Source organism: Streptococcus oralis (assembly GCF_023109005.1).
Lineage (GTDB): Bacteria > Bacillota > Bacilli > Lactobacillales > Streptococcaceae > Streptococcus > Streptococcus oralis_BU.
This window is the reverse complement of record NZ_JALDTU010000021.1, coordinates 1-510: the sequence shown is the minus strand read 5'-3', so window position 1 is coordinate 510 and position 510 is coordinate 1. Positions and strand designations below refer to the sequence as shown.

Below are 510 nucleotides of genomic sequence, written 5' to 3'. Positions count from 1 at the left end.
TCTATTTCTCATACCATTCACGAAAAACCCGAAGAAGCAAACAAGCGAGCTAGGGTCGGTGATTGGGAAGCAGATACGGTTACAGGTAAAACTGGAAAAGCTTGCTTAGTGACTCTAACGGATCGCTATTCTCGTTTTCTAAAAATTCAGAAGGTAGCTGTCAAGAAAAGCAAACTTGTCATAGAGGCTATGGTACAAATGTTGGAGCCCTTACCGGAAGAAACCGTCACTCCAGATAGAGAAAAAGAATTCACGAATCATCAAGACTTGACTGACAAATTAAAGGTATAGGTCTATTTTCCTGACCCTCATGCACCTTGGCAACTAGGGACTAATGAGAATACGAATGGACTACTAAGAGAATATTTTCCAAAAGGAAGTGATTTAACATTCGTTGATGAGCACACCATTCAGCTGTGGGAGAACAAACTTAATAATAGGCCACGCAAATGTCTTAACTGGAAAACTCCTTATGAAGTCTTCTATGAAGAAAATGTGCACTTAATTTGA

General features: G+C 39.6%; 1 pseudogene. It reads left to right on the top strand.

Annotated features, from left to right (window positions below):
- Nucleotides 1-510 (top strand): annotated as a pseudogene (locus M1F56_RS09795) (IS30 family transposase); the annotation flags it as partial.